Source organism: Sphingomonas sp. PAMC 26617 (genome assembly GCF_000242835.1).
Classification (GTDB): Bacteria; Pseudomonadota; Alphaproteobacteria; order Sphingomonadales; family Sphingomonadaceae; genus Sphingomonas.
The window spans coordinates 4,080,287-4,093,796 of record NZ_JH594425.1 but is presented as its reverse complement, the minus strand read 5'-3'; the positions used below and the strand labels follow the sequence as shown (position 1 = coordinate 4,093,796).

Annotated in this window: 23 protein-coding genes; all 23 read left to right on the top strand. The window is 63.8% G+C overall.

The window, feature by feature from the left end; translation table 11 throughout:
* Nucleotides 1–4 precede the first annotated feature (4 nt).
* The 23 genes from rplB to rpsK all read left to right on the top strand — a co-directional run bounded on the left by rplB (nucleotide 5) and on the right by rpsK (nucleotide 13,463).
* Nucleotides 5–859, top strand: coding sequence for a 50S ribosomal protein L2 (gene rplB / locus RH91_RS18255; RefSeq protein ID WP_010164583.1), 855 nt, complete (start codon nucleotides 5–7; stop codon nucleotides 857–859).
* A 1-nt stretch (nucleotide 860) separates the two neighbouring features.
* Complete coding sequence (rpsS, locus tag RH91_RS18250; RefSeq protein ID WP_010164582.1) at nucleotides 861–1,136, top strand: 30S ribosomal protein S19; 276 nt, start codon at nucleotides 861–863, stop codon at nucleotides 1,134–1,136.
* Complete coding sequence (gene rplV / locus RH91_RS18245) at nucleotides 1,136–1,513, top strand: 50S ribosomal protein L22 (protein WP_010164581.1); 378 nt, start codon at nucleotides 1,136–1,138, stop codon at nucleotides 1,511–1,513. Before rpsS ends, rplV begins: the two co-directional genes overlap by 1 nt.
* Complete coding sequence (gene rpsC / locus RH91_RS18240; RefSeq protein ID WP_010164580.1) at nucleotides 1,513–2,214, top strand: 30S ribosomal protein S3; 702 nt, start codon at nucleotides 1,513–1,515, stop codon at nucleotides 2,212–2,214. The genes rplV and rpsC overlap by 1 nt, the downstream gene beginning before the upstream one ends.
* A gap of 10 nt (nucleotides 2,215–2,224) precedes the next feature.
* Nucleotides 2,225–2,659 carry a 50S ribosomal protein L16 gene (gene rplP / locus RH91_RS18235; RefSeq protein WP_010164579.1) on the top strand — a complete coding sequence of 145 codons (435 nt, stop codon included), beginning with the start codon at nucleotides 2,225–2,227 and terminating at the stop codon, nucleotides 2,657–2,659.
* A 1-nt stretch (nucleotide 2,660) separates the two neighbouring features.
* Entirely contained in the window at nucleotides 2,661–2,867 is a 207-nt protein-coding gene (gene rpmC / locus RH91_RS18230; RefSeq protein ID WP_010164578.1) for a 50S ribosomal protein L29, read from the top strand.
* 10 nt (nucleotides 2,868–2,877) lie between these two features.
* Complete coding sequence (gene rpsQ / locus RH91_RS18225; protein WP_010164576.1) at nucleotides 2,878–3,150, top strand: 30S ribosomal protein S17; 273 nt, start codon at nucleotides 2,878–2,880, stop codon at nucleotides 3,148–3,150.
* A 65-nt stretch (nucleotides 3,151–3,215) separates the two neighbouring features.
* Nucleotides 3,216–3,584 (top strand): 50S ribosomal protein L14, encoded by a 369-nt coding sequence (gene rplN, locus RH91_RS18220; protein WP_010164574.1) that lies wholly within the window; start codon nucleotides 3,216–3,218, stop codon nucleotides 3,582–3,584.
* Nucleotides 3,584–3,901: a 50S ribosomal protein L24 gene (gene rplX, locus RH91_RS18215; RefSeq protein WP_010164573.1), complete on the top strand. Its 318-nt coding sequence runs from the start codon at nucleotides 3,584–3,586 to the stop codon at nucleotides 3,899–3,901. The genes rplN and rplX overlap by 1 nt, the downstream gene beginning before the upstream one ends.
* Nucleotides 3,894–4,496, top strand: a complete 603-nt coding sequence (rplE, locus tag RH91_RS18210; protein WP_026046697.1) for a 50S ribosomal protein L5 — start codon at nucleotides 3,894–3,896, stop codon at nucleotides 4,494–4,496. The genes rplX and rplE overlap by 8 nt, the downstream gene beginning before the upstream one ends.
* A gap of 1 nt (nucleotide 4,497) precedes the next feature.
* Entirely contained in the window at nucleotides 4,498–4,803 is a 306-nt protein-coding gene (rpsN, locus tag RH91_RS18205; protein WP_010164571.1) for a 30S ribosomal protein S14, read from the top strand.
* A 10-nt stretch (nucleotides 4,804–4,813) separates the two neighbouring features.
* Nucleotides 4,814–5,209, top strand: a complete 396-nt coding sequence (gene rpsH, locus RH91_RS18200; RefSeq protein ID WP_010164570.1) for a 30S ribosomal protein S8 — start codon at nucleotides 4,814–4,816, stop codon at nucleotides 5,207–5,209.
* Entirely contained in the window at nucleotides 5,209–5,742 is a 534-nt protein-coding gene (gene rplF / locus RH91_RS18195) for a 50S ribosomal protein L6 (RefSeq protein WP_010164569.1), read from the top strand. The genes rpsH and rplF overlap by 1 nt, the downstream gene beginning before the upstream one ends.
* Nucleotides 5,742–6,101, top strand: coding sequence for a 50S ribosomal protein L18 (rplR, locus tag RH91_RS18190; RefSeq protein WP_010164568.1), 360 nt, complete (start codon nucleotides 5,742–5,744; stop codon nucleotides 6,099–6,101). Before rplF ends, rplR begins: the two co-directional genes overlap by 1 nt.
* 3 nt (nucleotides 6,102–6,104) lie before the next feature.
* Complete coding sequence (gene rpsE, locus RH91_RS18185) at nucleotides 6,105–6,830, top strand: 30S ribosomal protein S5 (protein WP_010164566.1); 726 nt, start codon at nucleotides 6,105–6,107, stop codon at nucleotides 6,828–6,830.
* Between the two features lie 5 nt (nucleotides 6,831–6,835).
* Entirely contained in the window at nucleotides 6,836–7,012 is a 177-nt protein-coding gene (rpmD, locus tag RH91_RS18180; RefSeq protein ID WP_010164564.1) for a 50S ribosomal protein L30, read from the top strand.
* A 164-nt stretch (nucleotides 7,013–7,176) separates the two neighbouring features.
* Entirely contained in the window at nucleotides 7,177–7,719 is a 543-nt protein-coding gene (gene rplO / locus RH91_RS18175) for a 50S ribosomal protein L15 (protein ID WP_010164563.1), read from the top strand.
* Nucleotides 7,720–7,966: 247 nt separating this feature from the next.
* Nucleotides 7,967–9,319, top strand: coding sequence for a preprotein translocase subunit SecY (gene secY, locus RH91_RS18170; protein WP_010164562.1), 1,353 nt, complete (start codon nucleotides 7,967–7,969; stop codon nucleotides 9,317–9,319).
* A 28-nt stretch (nucleotides 9,320–9,347) separates the two neighbouring features.
* Complete coding sequence (locus tag RH91_RS18165) at nucleotides 9,348–9,998, top strand: adenylate kinase (RefSeq protein ID WP_010164561.1); 651 nt, start codon at nucleotides 9,348–9,350, stop codon at nucleotides 9,996–9,998.
* 418 nt (nucleotides 9,999–10,416) lie between these two features.
* Nucleotides 10,417–11,109 carry a response regulator transcription factor gene (locus RH91_RS18160; protein ID WP_010164560.1) on the top strand — a complete coding sequence of 231 codons (693 nt, stop codon included), beginning with the start codon at nucleotides 10,417–10,419 and terminating at the stop codon, nucleotides 11,107–11,109.
* A complete protein-coding gene (locus RH91_RS18155) occupies nucleotides 11,106–12,452 on the top strand; it encodes a HAMP domain-containing sensor histidine kinase (RefSeq protein WP_010164559.1) in 1,347 nt (448 codons plus the stop codon). The genes RH91_RS18160 and RH91_RS18155 overlap by 4 nt, the downstream gene beginning before the upstream one ends.
* Before the next feature lie 198 nt (nucleotides 12,453–12,650).
* On the top strand, nucleotides 12,651–13,019 hold the full coding sequence (rpsM, locus tag RH91_RS18150) for a 30S ribosomal protein S13 (RefSeq protein ID WP_010164558.1): 369 nt from the start codon (nucleotides 12,651–12,653) through the stop codon (nucleotides 13,017–13,019).
* A 54-nt stretch (nucleotides 13,020–13,073) separates the two neighbouring features.
* Nucleotides 13,074–13,463 (top strand): 30S ribosomal protein S11, encoded by a 390-nt coding sequence (gene rpsK / locus RH91_RS18145; protein WP_010164557.1) that lies wholly within the window; start codon nucleotides 13,074–13,076, stop codon nucleotides 13,461–13,463.
* The last annotated feature ends 47 nt before the right edge of the window (nucleotides 13,464–13,510 follow it).

The following is a 13,510-nucleotide window of genomic DNA, read 5'->3' as shown; positions in this document are numbered from 1 at the left end:
TCCGATGGCACTGAAGCATTATAATCCGACCAGCCCCGGCCAACGCGGGCTCATCCTCGTCGACCGTTCGGCGTTGCACAAGGGCGGCCCCGTCAAGGCGCTGACCGAAGGCAAGCGCAAGACCGGTGGGCGCAACAACAAGGGGCATGTGACCTCGCGCGGCATCGCCGGCGGTCACAAGCAGCGCTACCGCATCATCGACTTCAAGCGCCGTAACTGGGGCGTCGATGGCGTGGTCGAGCGGATCGAGTATGATCCCAACCGGACCGCGTTCATCGCGCTGATCAATTATGGTCAGACCGCTGATGGCAAGGAAAACGTTGCGTACATCATCGCGCCGCAGCGCCTTGCGGTTGGTGACAAGGTCATCGCCGACAAGAAGACCGACGTTAAGCCGGGCAATGCGATGGAACTGGGCCAGATGCCGGTTGGCACGATCGTCCACAACGTCGAGATGAAGCCGGGCAAGGGCGGTCAGCTCGCACGGTCGGCAGGCACGTACGTGCAGGTCGTCGGTCGCGACAAGGGCATGGTCATGGTCCGTCTCAACTCGGGCGAGCAGCGCTACCTCCACGCCAATTGCATGGCGACGGTCGGTGCGGTGTCGAACCCGGACAATGGCAACACCAACTTGGCGAAGGCCGGTCGTAACCGCTGGTTGGGCATCCGCCCGCTGACGCGTGGTGTCGCCAAGAACCCGGTCGACCATCCGCACGGCGGTGGTGAAGGCCGCACCTCGGGTGGCCGTCATCCGGTCACGCCGTGGGGCAAGCCGACGAAGGGTGCGCGCACCCGTCATAACAAGTCGACGGATAAGATGATCATCCGTTCGCGTCATTCGACGAAGAGGAAGGGCTAAGATGGCTCGCTCAGTCTGGAAGGGTCCCTTCGTGGATCTCCATCTGCTGAAGAAGGCAGAAACCGCGCAGGAAACCAACGCGCGTGGTGCGATCAAGACCTGGTCGCGCCGCTCGACCATCCTGCCGCAGTTCGTCGGCCTCACGTTCAGCGTCTATAACGGTCGCAAATTCGTGCCGGTTTCGGTCAACGAGGACATGGTGGGCATGAAGCTCGGCGAGTTCGCGCCCACCCGCTATTTCCCCGGCCATGCCGCGGACAAGAAGGGCAAGCGCTAATGTCTAAGGCAAAAGCTCCCCGCCGCGTGGCGGACAACGAGGCGCTGTCGGTCGGCACGCAGATTCGTGGTTCGGCGCAGAAGCTCGGTCTGGTTGCAGCGCTCATCCGCGGCAAGAAGGTCGGCGATGCGATGAACATCCTGCAGTTCTCGACCAAGGGTATGGCCGTCGACGCGCGCAAGGTGCTGGCTTCGGCCATCGCCAACGCCGAGAACAACCATAACCTCGACGTCGACGCCCTCGTCGTCGCAGAGGCTTCGGTCGGCAAGTCGATCGTGATGAAGCGTTTCGCGACCCGCGGTCGCGGCAAGTCGACGCGCATCCTCAAGCCGTTCAGCCGTCTGCGCATCGTCGTGCGCGAGCAGGAAGAAGCATAATGGGTCAGAAATCGAACCCGATCGGTCTGCGCCTGCAGATCAACCGCACCTGGGACAGCCGTTGGTACGCCGAAGGCGCCGACTACGGTCGTCTTCTCCTCGAAGACCTTAAGATGCGCACCTACATCATGAAGACGCTGCCGCAGGCCGCGATCTCCAAGGTGGTGATCGACCGTCCGGCCAAGCTGTGCCGCGTTTCGATCTTTGCCGCACGCCCCGGCGTGATCATCGGCAAGAAGGGTGCGGACATCGAGAAGCTGCGTCGCACCCTCGGTGCGATGACGTCTTCGGATGTCAGCCTGAACATCGTCGAGATCCGCAAGCCGGAAGTCGACAGCAAGCTCGTCGCCCAGGGCATTGCCGATCAGCTCGAGCGTCGTATCGCTTTCCGTCGCGCCATGAAGCGTGCTGTTCAGTCGGCGATGCGTCTCGGTGCCGAAGGCATCCGGATCAACTGCGGTGGCCGTCTTGGCGGCGCCGAGATCGCACGGTCGGAATGGTATCGCGAAGGTCGCGTTCCGCTCCACACGCTGCGCGCAAACGTTGATTACGCCGAAGCGCAGGCACACACCGCATATGGCGTGTGCGGCGTGAAGGTCTGGATCTTCAAGGGCGAAATCCTGGGTCATGACCCGATGGCGACCGACCGGCTGATGATGGAAGCGCAGACTTCCGGCGTCCGGCCTGATCCGCGCCGCTAAGGAATAGATCATGCTGCAACCGAAAAAGACCAAGTTCCGCAAGGCCTTCAAGGGCCGCATCCATGGCGACGCCAAGGGTGGCACCACGCTCAACTTCGGGTCGTATGGCCTGAAGGCGATGGAGCCGGATCGTCTCACCGCACGCCAGATCGAGGCGGCTCGCCGCGCGATCACGCGTCACATCAAGCGCCAGGGCCGTTTGTGGATCCGCGTTTTCCCGGACGTTCCCGTCTCGGGCAAGCCTGCCGAAGTCCGCATGGGTAAGGGCAAGGGTTCGCCGGAATATTGGGCAGCCCGCGTCAAGCCGGGCCGCATCCTGTTCGAACTGGATGGCGTTCCGGGTGACATTGCCGCTATGGCGTTCAGCCGCGCAGCGATGAAGCTGCCGATCAAGGTGAAGGTCGTTGCCCGTCTCGGCGACACCTCGCATCTGGGAGTTGCATAAGATGGCCCGCATCGACGACCTCAAGGCGAAGTCCGAGGACCAGCTGGGTGAAGAACTCGGCAACCTAAAGCGCGAGGCGTTCAACCTCCGTTTCCAGGCTGCGACCAACCAGCTCGAAAAGCCGAGCCGGGTTCGTGAAGTCCGTCGCGACATCGCTCGCATCAAGACCCTGCAGACCGCGCGTTCGCGCGACACTGCGGCAAAGTAAGGATTTAGACATGCCAAAGCGCGTGCTGACGGGGCTGATCGTCTCCGACAAGGGCGACAAGACGGTGGTCGTGAACGTGGAGCGCAAGGTCAAGCATGCGCTCTACGGCAAGATCATTCGTCGGACCAAAAAGTACCACGCCCACGACGAGGGCAACGAGTTCAAGCTCGGCGAGATCGTGCGGATCGAAGAGACCGCACCGATTTCCAAGCTGAAGACGTGGAAGGTGATCGAGCGGGTTAACGCCCACGCGACGCCGCAACGAGTTGACGTCGACGCGTAAGCGTCAACGTTTATTGAGGCGGGGACCGGTCGGTATCGGCCCCAGATGAGAAGGAAGCGGATCCAATGATCCAGATGCAATCCAATCTCGAGGTCGCTGACAACAGCGGCGCGAAGCGGGTTATGTGCATCAAGGTGCTTGGGGGTTCCAAGCGTCGTGTTGCAGGCGTTGGCGACATCATCGTCGTCAGCGTGAAGGAGGCCGCACCGCGCGGCCGCGTGAAGAAGGGCGACGTGCACCGTGCCGTCATCGTGCGTACGGCGAAGGACATTCGCCGCGCCGATGGCACCGTGATCCGCTTCGATTCGAATGCGGCCGTGCTGGTCAACAAGAACGAGGAGCCGATCGGCACCCGTATCTTCGGCCCAGTCGTGCGTGAGCTTCGCGGCAAGAAGCACATGAAGATAATCAGCCTTGCGCCGGAGGTGCTGTAATGGCCACTGCACGTATCAAGAAAGGCGACCGCGTCATCGTCCTGTCCGGCAAGGACAAGGGCAAGACCGGTGACGTCACGATGGCGATGCCGAAGGACGGCAAGGTCGTCGTGTCCGGCGTGAACATCGCCGTTCGCCACACCAAGCCGAGCCAGGGTGACCCGCAGGGTGGCCTGATGCGCAGCGAAGCGCCGATGCACGTTTCGAAGGTCGCGCATGTGACCGCCGACGGCAAGCCGACGCGCGTTCGTTTCGAGACCCAGGACGGCAAGAAGGTTCGTGTTGCGGTCAAGACCGGAGACAAGATCGATGGCTGATGCAGCTACCAAGCCCCGCATGAAGGGCATTTACGACGACAAGGTCATCGCAGCGATGACCGAGAAGTTCGGCTACAAGAACGCGATGGAAGTTCCGCGCATCGAGAAGATCACGCTCAACATGGGCGTTGGCGAGGCGACGCAGGACAAGAAGAAGGTCGACCAGGCTTTCGGCGAAATGGAATTGATCGCAGGGCAGCGTCCCGTCGTGACCAAGGCCAAGAAGTCGATCGCGCAGTTCAAGCTGCGTGAAGGCATGCCGATCGGCGTCAAGGTCACGCTTCGCCGTGAGCGGATGTACGAATTCCTCGACCGCTTCATCACGATCGCGCTCCCGCGCGTTCGCGATTTTCGCGGGCTCAACCCCAAGTCGTTCGACGGCCGCGGCAACTATGCCTGCGGTCTGAAGGAGCAGCTGGTTTTCCCGGAAATCAGCTATGACAAGATCGACAAGGTCCGCGGTCTCGACGTGATCGTCACGACCAGCGCGAAGACCGACGACGAGGCGCGCGAGCTGCTCCGTCTGTTCGGCTTCCCGTTCCCGCCAGAAGTGACTGGCTCAGAGTCTGCTGACGACCAGAAGAAGGCGGCATAAGATGGCCAAGGTAAGTTCGGTGAACAAGAACGAGCGTCGCAAGATGCTCGTCAAGAAGTACGCGCCCAAGTACGCCGCGCTGAAGGCAATCGCTGCCGACAGCACGCTGAGCGACGGCGAGCGGATCGAAGCCCGCCTGAAGATGGCCGAGATTCCCCGCAACGGGAACCCGACGCGCATCCGCAACCGCTGCGAGCTGACGGGTCGTCCGCGCGCATATTATCGCAAGTTCCGCCTCTGCCGTATTCAGCTGCGCGATCTGGCCAACAAGGGCCTGATCCCGGGCGTTACGAAGTCGAGCTGGTAAGGATCACGAGATGGCATTGACCGATCCCCTGGGTGATATGCTCACCCGCATCCGCAACGGCCAGCGCGCGCGCAAGGACTCCGTCCTGACGCCGGGCTCCAAGCTGCGGACCCGCGTTCTCGACGTGCTTCAGCGCGAAGGCTACATCCGTGGCTATAGCGAAGAGCAGATGGGCCCCGCGGCCGGCATCCGCATCGAGCTGAAGTATTTCGAGGGCCAGCCCGCGATCAAGCACGTTGCCCGTGTGTCCAAGCCCGGTCGTCGCGTCTATTCGGGTTCGACCGAATTGCCGCGCATCATGAACGGCCTCGGCATCACGATCGTTTCCACCCCCAAGGGTGTTCTGTCCGACGCGGAAGCGCGTGAGCAGAACGTCGGCGGCGAAGTCCTCGCGGAGGTGTTCTGATGAGCCGCATCGGTAAAAAGCCGATCACCGTTCCCGCCGGCGTCTCTGCGACGATCGACGGCGGGCAGATCAGCGTGAAGGGCCCCAAGGGCACCCTGGCGATGCCGCTGCGCGACGAGATCAGCTACACGCTCGAGGACGGCGGCATTTCCGTCGTCCCGGCGAACGAGACCAAGCGCGCTCGTGCCTTCTGGGGCATGCAGCGTACCATGGTTCAGAACCTGATCACCGGCGTGTCGGACGGCTTCACCAAGAAGCTGCTGATCAACGGCGTTGGTTATCGTGCCGCGGCCCAGGGTCGCAATCTGAACCTGAAGCTCGGCTACAGCCACGACGTCAACATCAACGTGCCGGAGGGGATCGAGGTCAAGACCCCCGACAACACGACGATCGAGATCTCGGGCACGGACAAGCAGAAGGTCGGCCAGCTGGCCGCGGAAATTCGCCAGTGGCGTAAGCCCGAGCCGTACAAGGGCAAGGGCATCAAGTACGACGGCGAGTTCATCTTCCGCAAGGAAGGGAAAAAGAAGTAATGTCGACCAAGGGTATGTCTCTCTTCGAGAAGCGGCGCCGCCGCAATCGCACCGCGCTCCGTGCGCGTGGAACGGGCCGTCCGCGGCTGTCGATCCACCGTTCGGGTCGTCACATCTATGCGCAGATCATCGACGACGCCAAGGGCGTGACCGTTGCCGCTGCCTCGACGCTGGAAAAGGACGTGCGCGACACGACCGGGGCCAATGTCGATGCAGCGATCGGTGTCGGCACGCGTGTCGCCGAGGCAGCCAAGGCAGCCGGCGTGACGCAGGTCGTCTTCGACCGTGGCGGCTTCCTGTTCCACGGCCGCGTCAAGGCGCTGGCGCAAGCCGCGCGCGAAGCCGGATTGGAGTTCTAAGACATGGCGGATGAGATCAACACCGGCGAGATCGCCGCACCGGCAACGACGCCGAACGATGCACCGCAGGGCCGCGGGCCCCGTGGTGGTCGTGGTCGCACCGGTCCTGGCGGCGGTGGCCCCAACCGGGGTGGCCGTGACAGCCGCGGCGGTCGCGACAATCGCGGCGGTCGTCCGGGTTCGGACGATGGTGGCGAAGAGCTGATCGAGAAGCTGGTTCACATCAACCGCGTCTCGAAGACGGTCAAGGGCGGTAAGCGCTTCGGCTTCGCAGCGCTGGTCGTCGTAGGCGACGGCAAGGGGCGTGTCGGCTTCGGTCATGGCAAGGCACGCGAAGTGCCGGAAGCCATCTCCAAGGCGACGGCTGCCGCCAAGAAGGCGATGGTTCGCGTTCCGCTCAAGGAAGGTCGTACGCTGCATCATGACGGTCGCGGTCACTTCGGTGCCGGCCTCGTCACGCTGCGCTCGGCGCCTCCCGGCACCGGCATCATCGCGGGCGGCCCGATGCGCGCCGTGTTCGAGGCGCTCGGCGTCGCGGACGTGGTGACCAAGTCGGTCGGCACGTCGAACCCCTACAACATGATCCGCGCGACCTTCGAGTCGCTGACCGCACAGGTCAGCCCGAAGGCGGTTGCGCAGCGTCGCGGCAAGAAGATTGCGGACCTGCTCGGCCGTGGTGGCGCGGACAAGGACGTCGCAGAGGCCCAGGCCGAAGCGATCGCGGAGTAATATCGATGGCGACCATCAAGATCACGCAGACCGGTTCGCCGATCCGCCGCGAAGCCGACCAGCGCGCAACGCTGATCGGCCTCGGCCTCAACAAGATGCACAAGACGCGCGAGCTCGAGGATACCCCGGAAGTCCGGGGGATGATCCGCAAGGTCGCGCATATGGTGAAGATCGAGGCGTAAGGCTTGCAGCGTCTGTGAAAGCAGGCGCTGTGGCATCCGTCACGACAACAGGTATCTCTGGGCAGCCGCTTTTGCAGCTTGCCTAGTGACAAATGCGGGGAAGGGGGCTAACGGCCCCCTTCTTCTTTTTATCAGCGCGACAAAAGCGAAAGCGAGTGCAACTCATGAAACTCAATGAAATCCGCGACAATCAGGGCGCGCGTAAATCCAAGATGCGTGTCGGCCGTGGTATCGGTTCGGGCAAGGGCAAGACCGCAGGCCGCGGCCAGAAGGGCCAGAAGAGCCGTGAAGGCGTTTCGATCGCCGGCTTCGAAGGCGGCCAGATGCCGCTTCACATGCGTCTGCCTAAGCGCGGCTTCAACAACATTTTCGCCAAGGATTATGCCGAGGTAAACCTCGGTGCGATCCAGATGGCGATCGACGCGGGCAAGATCGAGGCTGGCGCTTCGATCGACCACGAAGCGCTCAAGGCCGCTGGCCTCGCACGCGGTGGCAAGGACGGCGTCCGTCTGCTCGGCAAGGGCGAGCTGACCACGGTCCTCAAGTTCACGGTTGCCGGCGCGTCGAAGGGCGCGATCGAAGCGGTCGAGAAGGCGGGCGGTTCGGTCGACGTGATCTACGTCATGCCGGCAAACGAGAAGGCCGCTGCCAAGAAGGGCGTGAAGTACAAGGAGCGCCAGGCGCACAAGGCGTCGTTCAAGGCGTAACTCGCTCGCGTTTTCCATCAACGCTTCCCTGGCGAAGGCCGGGGCCCAAGCGTGGTGATGGAGGTAATGGAGGGTGCGCCCGAACTTCAATCGGTCCGCTACTGGGCCCCGGCCTTCGCTGGGGAAGCGGTAGCGGACTGCAACGGCTAGGCAAGCGCGCCTCCATGACTATATGAAGCGGCGGGGCGGTAAAACGTTTCCCGCCGTTTTTGTTTCCGCCGATATCGATTCCAGGACGATCAACCGCATGGCATCCGCAGCCGATAAAATGGCCTCAAGCATCAGCCTGTCGAAGTTCGCGCAGGCGACCGACCTCAAGAAGCGGCTGTGGTTCACCATCGGCGCGCTGATCGTGTTCCGCCTGCTCAGCTACGTCCCGCTGCCGGGGATCGACCCGACCGCGCTTGCCGCGCTGGCGAGCCGCACCAATGGCGGCGTGCTCGATTTCTTCAACGCCTTCTCGGGCGGTTCGCTCAAGCGCGCCAGTCTGATCGCGCTGGGCGTTACTCCGTACATCACCGCCTCGATCGTGGTTCAGCTCGCGACCTCGTTGTCGCCGACGCTTGCCGCGATCAAGAAGGAAGGCGAGAGCGGGCGCAAGCGGCTGAACCAGTACACGCGCTTCGGGACCGTCGCGCTGACCGTCATCCAGGGCTATTTCCTCAGCCTCGGCTTCCAGAGCCAGGGCGTTGTGGTCGATCCCGGCATGCTGTTCATCATCGGCTCGGTCATCAGCCTGGTCGGCGGTACGATGTTCCTGATGTGGATCGGCGAGCAGATCACCAGCCGCGGCATCGGCAACGGCATGTCGCTGATCATCATGGCCGGCATTGTCGCGAACCTGCCGACGACGCTGTTCAATCTCGCGCAGACCGCGCGGACCGGGGGCGGGAACGTCACCGGCTTCACGCTGGTCGCGATCATCGTCGCGGTGGCGGGGCTTATCCTGTTCATCTGCTTCATGGAGCGCGCGCAGCGCCGCATTCTCATCCAGTACCCCAAGCGCCAGACCCAGCGCGGGATGCAGTCGGACCGCAGCCATCTGCCGCTCAAGATCAACACCGCGGGCGTCATCCCGCCGATCTTCGCATCGTCGTTGCTGCTGATGCCGCTGACGATCACGCAGTTCGCGGGCAAGAACGTGTCGGGCGATACGTGGTGGGGCTCGGTCGTGATCACGCTCAACCAGTATCTGCAGCATGGCAGCGTCGCCTACATGCTGCTGTACGGTGCGGGGATCATCTTCTTCTCGTTCTTCTACACCGCCGTCGTGTTCAACCCGGAAGAGACCGCAGACAATCTGAAGCGGCATGGCGGGTTCATCCCGGGCATCCGTCCGGGCAAGAACACCGAGACCTATTTCGATTATGTGCTGACGCGCATCACCGTGATCGGGGCGGGCTATCTCGCGATCATTTGCCTGCTGCCCGAGTATCTGGTTTCGGCGTTGTCGATCCCCTTCTACCTCGGCGGGACGAGCCTGCTGATCGTCGTCAACGTGACGATGGACACGGTGACGCAGATCCAGAGCCACTTGCTTGCGCACCAATATGGTGACCTGATCAAGAAGGCGAAGCTGAAGGGCGGACGTCTGCGCTAAGCGCGGCGACGGTAAACGGGAGAGTCGCGTGAATATCATTCTGTTGGGCCCCCCGGGCGCGGGCAAGGGCACCCAGGCGGCGCGCCTCGAAAGCGACCGCGGCATGGTGCAGCTCTCGACGGGCGACATGCTGCGCGCCGCGGTCAAGTCGGGAAGCCCGGTCGGGCTTCAGGCGAAGGCGGTGATGGAATCGGGGCAGCTCGTTTCGGACGAGATCGTCTCGGGCATCATCGGCGAGCGGCTCGACATGGGCGATACCGACAAGGGTGTGATCTTCGACGGCTATCCGCGCACCGCGGCGCAGGCTGAGCAGCTCGACGCGATCCTTGCCGCACGCGGGCGGACGCTCGACAAGGTGATCGAGCTGACGGTCGACGAGGATGCGCTGGTCGAGCGGATCGTCGGGCGGTTCACCTGCGGCAATTGTGGCGCTGGCTATCACGATCACTTCAAGCAGCCCAAGGTTGCCGGCACGTGCGACGTGTGCGGGCACCACGAGTTCAAGCGCCGTCCGGACGATAACGAAGACACCGTGCGCACGCGCATGGCGGAGTATCGTGCGAAGACCGAGCCGATCATCCCGATCTACGAAGCGCGCGGGCTGCTCGCGGGGGTCGATGGGATGGCGGACATGGACAGCGTGTCGAAGGCGATCGAGCGTATTCTCGACGCGATTTGAAGTGAGGCGGGCGGGGAGCGCGTTTGCTTTCGCCGCTTACGCTCGACGATTTAGGGCACCCCCCCGCACACCCGTCATCCTGAACTCGTTTCAGGATCCAGCCCTCCGCGAGTCCGGACCTTCCCCGTTGGGCGGTGGATGCTGAAACGAGTTCAGCATGACGGCAGAATAGGGGGCGCTGTTTCCCGCCGCATCCGACCGAAACTCAGAAACCTCAATGACATTTTCGTCACCTCAATGTCACCGGATCGCGCAGGCAATCCGGTGCAAACATCCCGGCATGGCCGATGCACGCGGCCGGAAATCATCACCGAGATCGGCACTCGCACTCCCGGGAGTGCCGTTGGCCGGCGGAAGGCTCGCTTTCCGTCGGCCTCATTTCATTCTAGGCATGAGGAAACCGCCCGGAATGCCGCCTGTGACCCGCAAGATCCTGATTGTTGAAGACGATAGCTCGACCGCCGCCTATCTGGCGAAGGGGCTGGCAGAGACGGGCTATGCGGTCGAGACCTGTGCCGACGGTCGGGACGGCCTGTTCCTCGCGAGCGAGGGGATCTTCGACCTGATCATCGCCGATCGCATGCTCCCGGGCCTCAACGGCCTTGCGATGCTGGGCGCGATCCGCGCGGCCGGAGTCAGCACGCCGACGCTGGTGCTGTCCGCGCTGGGGACGGTCGACGACCGGATCGACGGGCTCAACGCGGGCGCGGACGATTATCTCGTCAAACCCTTCTCCTTCGCCGAACTCACTGCGCGGATCGACGCGATCTTCCGGCGGGTCGATCGCGGCGCGACCGAGGGGCAACCGACGCGCCTGTCGGTCGGCGACCTCGAGATCGACCTGCTCGCGCGCACCGTCGCGCGGCAGGGCAAGCCGATCTCGCTCGGCGCACGCGAGTTCAACCTGCTCGAGTATCTCGCTCGGCATGCGGGGCAGGTGGTGACCCGGACGATGATGCTTGAGAAGATCTGGAATTACCATTTCGACCCAGGCTCTAACGTGGTCGACGTCCATATCGGCCGGTTGCGCCGCAAGCTGGAGGACGGATTCCCCGCACCGATCCTGCATACGGTGCGTGGCGCCGGGTATCGGCTGTCGGTCGAGCCTTGATCCGCCTGTCGGTCACGGCACGGATCGCTTTGCTGTCGATCCTGCTCGCGCTCGTCTCCAATCTCGTGCTCGTCGCCTTCGTGTGGAAGGTGGTCCGCGACGATGCGATCGACGAACTGCGCCGCGACACGATCGAGCAATCCGACGCCTTGATCGCGGTCTATCGCAGTGGCGGGCTTCCGGCACTCGGGCGCACGATCCGCGAAGCGCGGGCACCTGGCGACCTGTCCCGGATCGTCGCGGTGATCGCGCGCGATGGCCGGTTGATCGCGGGTGTCGGCCCCGAACTCGATGGCTTCGCCCGCTGGCCTAACCTCGGCTTCCGGATCCGCGCGATTGGCCCCCCCTGGTCTGAGCGCGAGGTCGGCTATGCGGTGCGCCAGATCGGCCCGTATCGCCTGGTCAGCGGCCGCGTTCTTGACGACTGGAACGCCGAGCAACGCGGGATCGAACGTGCGCTTGCCGCCGCCATGCTGCTGTCGCTCGCGCTCGGGGTCGGCGGGGGGCTGGTCGTCACGCGCTATGTCGGGCGCCGGCTCGATCGCGTCGCGGACGTGATCGAAGGCGTCGCTGCGGGCGATCTCTCGCGGCGGGTCGTCAACGCCGCGAGCGGGGACGCATTCGACCGGCTCGCGACACGGCTGAATGCAATGCTCGACAAGACCGAACGGCTGATGGGCGAACTGCGGATCGTCACCGACGGCCTCGCGCATGACCTGCGCTCGCCGCTCGCGCGGTTGCGCGCCAAGGCGGAGGCGGCGGTGCTCCAGGCCGATCCCGCGCAGCGCGAGGCGGCGATGGGGGGGCTGCTGATCGAGACCGATCTCGTGATGCGCATGCTGTCGACGATGATCGAGATTACGCGCGCCGAGAGCGTCTCGCGCGACCGGCTCGCGCGGATCGACCCGGCGACGCTGGTCGAGGAAATTGCCGATCTGTATGCGCCCGTGGTCGAGGACGCCGGAATGCGGTTCGAAGCGATCGTCGCGACCGGGCTTCCGCCCATCGTGCTTCACCGCGAGTTGATGACTCAGGCGATCGCCAATCTGATCGACAACGCGCTACGCCACGCCGCGGTCGGCGGTGAGATCGTTCTGCGCCTGGCGATGGCGGGGAATGCCGCGCGCTTCCAGGTCGAGGATCGCGGCCCCGGCATCGCGGAGGCGGATCGGGCAGAAGCGTTGCGTCGCTTCGGTCGGCTCGATCGCGCGCGCAGCCTGCCCGGGGCGGGGCTGGGGATGGCGCTGGTCGAGGCGGTCGCACGGTTGCATGAGGGACGGGTCGAACTGCAGGACAATGCGCCTGGGTTGATCGCCGCGATCGTGGTTCCCATCTCGCGCTAGGCAAACCGGTCACGCGTGCTTGACAGGCGGCGAGTCGATCTTTACCAGCTCGGCATTCCGAACCACCGGTCTCCGGCGGCGCTTGTTTGCGCTCGCCGGTGTGTTGCGTTTTTTGGCAAGGCACGGGGTTCGGTTGCGCAACGCGATGAGATGGGATGTGCAGCCATGCATGTCCCGTGGAGCAGGAGAAACAAGTTCATGGCACGTATCGCCGGGGTCAACATCCCGACCAACAAGCGCGTAGTAATCGCGCTCACCTACATCCACGGCATTGGAGACACCAAGGCCAAGGAAATCGTCACCAAGCTGGGCATTCCGATGACCGCGCGCGTGCAGGACCTGACCGACCAGGAAGTCCTCCACATTCGCGAGACCATCGACGCCGATTACACGGTCGAGGGTGATCTTCGTCGCACCGTTGCGATGAACATCAAGCGCCTGATGGATCTGGCCTGCTATCGCGGCCTGCGCCATCGCAAGGGCCTCCCCGTTCGCGGCCAGCGCACGCATACCAATGCGCGCACCCGCAAGGGCAAGGCAAAGCCGATCGCCGGTAAGAAGAAGTGAGCTTGAGCCGCGGGTGACCGCGGCTCGCTCCTGCAGTAGGGTTAGGACAAGACAATGGCACGTGAACCGCAACGCATTAAGCGGCGTGAGCGCAAGAACATCACCTCTGGTGTCGCACATGTGAACGCAAGCTTCAACAACACCATGATCACGATCACCGATGCCCAGGGCAACGCGATCTCGTGGTCGTCGGCCGGCGCAATGGGCTTCAAGGGCTCGCGCAAGTCGACCCCGTATGCGGCACAGGTCGCAGCGGAAGACGCGGGCAAGAAGGCAGCCGAGCACGGCGTTCGCACGCTCGAAGTCGAAGTGAAGGGCCCGGGTTCGGGCCGTGAGTCGGCGCTTCGCGCGCTGCAGGCGGTCGGTTTCCAGATCACCTCGATCCGTGACGTTACCTCGATCCCGCACAACGGCGTGCGTCCTTCGAAGCGTCGCCGCGTCTGATTTCGTCTCGGCCGTGCGCGGTTGATCGCGCTGCACGGTCCGATTCC

Coding starts and splice junctions, on each gene's coding strand:
- rplB (WP_010164583.1), top strand. CDS start 5: ATGGCACTGAAGCATTATAATCCGACCAGCCCCGGCCAACGCGGGCTC.
- rplR (WP_010164568.1), top strand. CDS start 5,742: ATGTCGACCAAGGGTATGTCTCTCTTCGAGAAGCGGCGCCGCCGCAAT.
- rplN (WP_010164574.1), top strand. CDS start 3,216: ATGATCCAGATGCAATCCAATCTCGAGGTCGCTGACAACAGCGGCGCG.
- rpsQ (WP_010164576.1), top strand. CDS start 2,878: ATGCCAAAGCGCGTGCTGACGGGGCTGATCGTCTCCGACAAGGGCGAC.
- rplO (WP_010164563.1), top strand. CDS start 7,177: ATGAAACTCAATGAAATCCGCGACAATCAGGGCGCGCGTAAATCCAAG.
- rplF (WP_010164569.1), top strand. CDS start 5,209: ATGAGCCGCATCGGTAAAAAGCCGATCACCGTTCCCGCCGGCGTCTCT.
- rpsS (WP_010164582.1), top strand. CDS start 861: ATGGCTCGCTCAGTCTGGAAGGGTCCCTTCGTGGATCTCCATCTGCTG.
- rpsH (WP_010164570.1), top strand. CDS start 4,814: ATGGCATTGACCGATCCCCTGGGTGATATGCTCACCCGCATCCGCAAC.
- rpsM (WP_010164558.1), top strand. CDS start 12,651: ATGGCACGTATCGCCGGGGTCAACATCCCGACCAACAAGCGCGTAGTA.
- secY (WP_010164562.1), top strand. CDS start 7,967: ATGGCATCCGCAGCCGATAAAATGGCCTCAAGCATCAGCCTGTCGAAG.
- rplP (WP_010164579.1), top strand. CDS start 2,225: ATGCTGCAACCGAAAAAGACCAAGTTCCGCAAGGCCTTCAAGGGCCGC.
- rpsN (WP_010164571.1), top strand. CDS start 4,498: ATGGCCAAGGTAAGTTCGGTGAACAAGAACGAGCGTCGCAAGATGCTC.
- rplE (WP_026046697.1), top strand. CDS start 3,894: ATGGCTGATGCAGCTACCAAGCCCCGCATGAAGGGCATTTACGACGAC.
- rpmC (WP_010164578.1), top strand. CDS start 2,661: ATGGCCCGCATCGACGACCTCAAGGCGAAGTCCGAGGACCAGCTGGGT.
- rplX (WP_010164573.1), top strand. CDS start 3,584: ATGGCCACTGCACGTATCAAGAAAGGCGACCGCGTCATCGTCCTGTCC.
- rpmD (WP_010164564.1), top strand. CDS start 6,836: ATGGCGACCATCAAGATCACGCAGACCGGTTCGCCGATCCGCCGCGAA.
- rpsK (WP_010164557.1), top strand. CDS start 13,074: ATGGCACGTGAACCGCAACGCATTAAGCGGCGTGAGCGCAAGAACATC.
- rpsE (WP_010164566.1), top strand. CDS start 6,105: ATGGCGGATGAGATCAACACCGGCGAGATCGCCGCACCGGCAACGACG.
- rpsC (WP_010164580.1), top strand. CDS start 1,513: ATGGGTCAGAAATCGAACCCGATCGGTCTGCGCCTGCAGATCAACCGC.
- rplV (WP_010164581.1), top strand. CDS start 1,136: ATGTCTAAGGCAAAAGCTCCCCGCCGCGTGGCGGACAACGAGGCGCTG.